The following is a 4,283-nucleotide window of genomic DNA, read 5'->3' on the forward strand; positions in this document are numbered from 1 at the left end:
CAGGACGGCCGGCCCCAATGCGGTGGCCGCCGTGTATTTCGCCGGCTATGGGCTGCAGCTCGAAGGCGAGAACTATCTGGTCCCAATCGACGCGGACATTACCGCGGCTTCGGACGTTCCGCTGCGGGCTGTGCCGTTGTCTGATCAGATGCAAGCACTTGCGATGCTTCATCTGAAGGCAAGCTTCTTGATCCTGGACGTGGGCCGCCCGACTCCGTTTCTGTTGTCCGGTCAGCAGCCGGCCGGTGGCCTCGCCTGGATCGAGCCCAAAGCCAATATGCTGATCGCGTTCGATGCCGCGCCCGGCACGGTCTCGCCCGACGCGGCGGCCGGCGGCTATGGCTCCTATGCCAGGGCGCTCGCAGAGATGATCCGCGAGGGCGGCCTGACGCCCGCGCAAATGTTTGACCGTGTGCGGTTGCGGGTCAATGAATCGACGAAAGGCGCACAGGTGCCTTGGGATGCCTCGACGATCGAAACCCGCTTCATGTTCCTCGGCCGCGGTCCTGACGCGCCGCCGCGCGCGGATTCGCCCGAACATACGGCTTGGATGCGGTCTCAACCGATGGGCAGCCTCGGGGTCAACGACGCCTATCTGGTCGCATTGGCGCGAGATACATTCGACGGCTACGCGGATTTTGTCGCGGACTATTGGCATGACCCGCTGACGAAGCGCGTCCGTGCCCTGCTCGCCGCGCGGCGCGAGGCCATTACCTGGCGACGGACCTGCGAAGCCAATGCGCCCGAGGCCTACTGGTCATATTTGGAGCGCTATCCGCGCGGGCCCCACGTGGCGGACGCCCGCCGGCTTCTCGCGCATTTGGGCGCCGCGCTCGCGCCGCCCTCCGAATTCGCAAGGCTGGACTACGACGTCCCACCGCCGTTGCCGGATGAACAGGAGTTTGTCGAGCAGCGGGTGCTCGCATTGGCGGATCCGGCCTTCGCGCTCGAGCCGTTGCAACCGTTACCCATCGATTTCCTGGGGCCGCCGCCGCCGGACTTGCTGGTGCTGGCACCGCCGGCGGAGCCCTCCGGAGCGCACGTTCTTCCAACGCCAATGATCGCGCCCTTGCCGGCCGATGTGGAATTGCCCGCTGACGTGGCGGCGCCGCCGCCCGGCACCACAAATGGCCCGCGCCTTCCAGCCTCGGTCGCGCTGAGCGCTGGGGCGGGCGTCAGCGGGAGCCAGCCCCCGGTAACCCTGCAACCGGAGGAAGCACTGGACGCAACCAAGGCGCCTCTGACCCCGTCTTGGCTCTCGCCTTGGCCAACGGCGGCGCTGACGCCTCCCTGGCCGACTGAGCACAGAACGCCAGCGAGCCCTGTCATGGCGCCACCGGCGGTCATGGTCAATCAAGGACCGCCGACTGCAGCTCCTGCACTGGGTGCGGCGCCGCCGACCGGCACGCCGCAGGGAACCCCGCGCGCAGCGATGATGTCGCCGCAGACGACCGGCAGCATTCCGCCGCGAGCAGCCCGGCCGCTAGCGTCGACGCCGCCGGCAACGGGCATCGCAGCACGAACTCCGCGGGCCGCGATGTTGTCGCCCCAGACGAGTGACGGCATTCCGCTGCCGCTTCCCCGGCCCGCAAAGCTCCCCACCCCACCGTCACGCGCCCATCCAAGGCCGGCCGTAGGCGTCACTGCAACGTTGTCGCCAAACGAAGCTGGTGGAGCAGGGCGGTCTTCCTCGCTCCAGCCCAGGCGGCTATTGCCGTCCATCACTTCGCCACGTCTTCCCAATGTCGCACTTGGACCACCGGCTGCGAAGCCTCCCGAATCATCATGTCCGATCGTCGATGGGCAACCAAACTGCGACTGAGAGATCATTTTCCAGCGGAACGCGTCAGCGGAGCGATAGCGCTCTCGCTATCTCTCGCGCAGACTCTCCTGGTCGTATTTCATCAGCGGTGACAACAGATAGCTGATGATCCGTCGGGAGCCCGTCTTGATCTCGGCGGTGACGGCCATACCGGGCGAAAGATTCACCATCTTGCCGTCGACCTGCATCGCCGTGCTATCGAGCGAAATCCTCGCCGCGTAGGTCAATTCCTGGTTCTTCGGTTCGCTCGTGGAGGCGGGGGCCTGCTTGTCGTCTGGTTTTTCGTTCGGCGCGTCGCGCACGATCGAGTCCGATGAGATGCTTCGGACCTTCCCATGCAGCAGCCCGTATCTGGTGAAATCAAAAGTATCGACCTTGACCTCAACTTCATCGCCCGTATGCACGAAACCGATGTCATGGTTGCTCACCATGGCTTCGATTTCCAATTGACTGTCGCTGGGTACGATCACCATCAGGGCCTCTGCGGGCGTGACCACGCCGCCGACGGTGTGGACAGCCAGCTGCTGAACCGTGCCCGATACCGGCGCGGTCAATTGTTGGAGCTTGCCACGCTCTATCGCCTTCGACAAATCAGCGGCAAACCCGGCGGCCTTCCGCTCCGCCTCGGCCAGGTCGCCAAACAGCGTTCGGCGATACTCGGCCACGGCCTGAGCTCGGGTTTCGATAATCGCGGCAACGGCGGCCTGCGCTTCCTTTAAATGGCTTTTCTGGACCAGCCGTTCCTGCTGGCTCTCGGTGAGTTGCTGGAGCACCTCGAAATATTGCAGCTTGGAGCCGTATTCATTCAGCGTCTTGCGGATGTTGACGCGCTCTTCGATGGTGGGAATGACCGCGTCGAGCTTATCGACCGTCGCCGAGATGGTCGCGAGTTCGGCCTGCTTTTGCGCCCTTTGACCGTCCAACGCCGCGATTTTCGCCTTATGCTCCGATATCTGGGCTCGCAAAAATTGCCGCTGCATGGCGACGAGGGCAGCGTCAGCCCCCTCTGGAGGATGAAATGCTCCCATCGGATCATCAGTATCGGCGAGCGCCGCACGCAGCCGAGCGACGTCGAGTTGTGTTGACTGCAGGTCACCCTGGAGATGATTGATCTCCCCTTCCACGATCGTGGGATCGAGTTCGATGAGCACGTCCCCGGCATTGACGGTTTGGCCATCCGCGACCTTTATGTCGCGCACCACGCCGGTCTCAAAAGGCTGAATGACCTTGCTGTGACCGGTTGGAATAATCCTGCCGGTTGCGGTCGCCACGATATCGACGTGGCCCAGGCTCGCCCAGATTAACGCCAGCACAAACATCGCAATAAGCGCCGCGCCAATCGCCCGCCCGATCGGAGAGGGCGGCGTCTCGACGATTTCCAGCGCGGCCGGCAGGAAGGCAAGCTCCTCCCGGTCCCGCAGCTTGGCCCCGCCTGGAAACAGAATGACCTTGGCTTCCGCCTTTATGAAATCCTGTGCAGAACGCAAGAGTGAAGGTCTTTTCGCCGCGTCACTCCGATTGGTCAGCAAGACATTTTCACTCCGCTGGGACCATTTGAATCAGGCCCTTAATACCGGAGGATACCGGAGGCCGACGTTTGATTATGCCCGCATATGGTTAGTTTTCTAGCATTTGGAAATGAAAATATAGTGGCATCTATCCAATTCTTAAACTAAGGCTACCATGGGCATAAGTATAGCATATTAACGAAATTAAGCCAGATTAGCCGGCAGCCGATAGCGGCAATATACGGGGACGCGGGTCGATATGACGGCATATCCGGAAATACCCGGGCCGACTGATCCGGGTCTCATGGCTTTGGTCATGCTGCTGCGCCTTCAGGGCGTCGGGGCTGATCCGGCACAAATTCGCCACCAGTGCGGGACCGCCACCATCGGCACGACGGACATGATCCGCTGTGCCAGGGAGTTCGGCTTGAGGGCGCGCGAGCTGAAGACAAGCTGGGCGCGCCTGGCGACCACGCCGTTGCCGGCCATTGCAGCGCTGAGAGATGGCAGCTTTCTTCTGCTCGGCAAGGTCGGCGGCGACAAGGTCGTCGTGCAAACGGCGAAAACGCCGCGCCCCGAACTGATGACAAAAACAGACTTCGAGGCGATCTGGGACGGGCGCCTCGTTCTGATGACCCGGCGCGCCAATCTCCGGGAGCTGGCACGCCGCTTCGATCTCACATGGTTTCTGGGCGCGATTCACAAGTATCGTAACCAGTTGGCCGAGGTGCTCGTCGCATCCTTTTTCCTTCAGCTGTTTGCGCTCGCCTCGCCGCTGTTCTTCCAGGTGGTGATCGACAAGGTTCTGGTCCATCGCAGCATCGGCACGCTCGACGTGCTGATTACCGGGCTGCTCGGCATAGCCGTATTCGAAACCATTCTGGGCATCTTGCGAACCTATCTTTTTTCGCATGCCACCAATCGGATCGACGTCGAGCTCGGCGCGCGGCTAT

3 protein-coding genes are annotated in these 4,283 nt (G+C 62.5%); 2 read left to right on the forward strand and 1 reads right to left on the reverse strand.

Annotation, left to right across the window (positions count from 1 at the left end; translation table 11 throughout):
* Window positions 1-1,822 (forward strand): caspase family protein (locus WCB02_RS19170; protein WP_423960419.1); only part of this gene is annotated, 1,822 nt, incomplete at its 5' end.
* A gap of 47 nt (window positions 1,823-1,869) precedes the next feature.
* On the opposite strand, the gene WCB02_RS19175 is transcribed toward WCB02_RS19170, so the two are convergent.
* Window positions 1,870-3,309, reverse strand: coding sequence for an HlyD family type I secretion periplasmic adaptor subunit (locus WCB02_RS19175; RefSeq protein ID WP_423960423.1), 1,440 nt, complete (start codon window positions 3,307-3,309; stop codon window positions 1,870-1,872).
* A gap of 280 nt (window positions 3,310-3,589) precedes the next feature.
* On the opposite strand from WCB02_RS19175, the gene WCB02_RS19180 reads away from it, so the two are divergent.
* Window positions 3,590-4,283, forward strand: a 694-nt coding sequence (locus tag WCB02_RS19180) for a cysteine peptidase family C39 domain-containing protein (RefSeq protein WP_423960422.1), incomplete at its 3' end; no start/stop codon positions are given.

This window comes from Bradyrhizobium sp. (assembly GCF_049581145.1).
Lineage (GTDB): Bacteria > Pseudomonadota > Alphaproteobacteria > Rhizobiales > Xanthobacteraceae > Bradyrhizobium.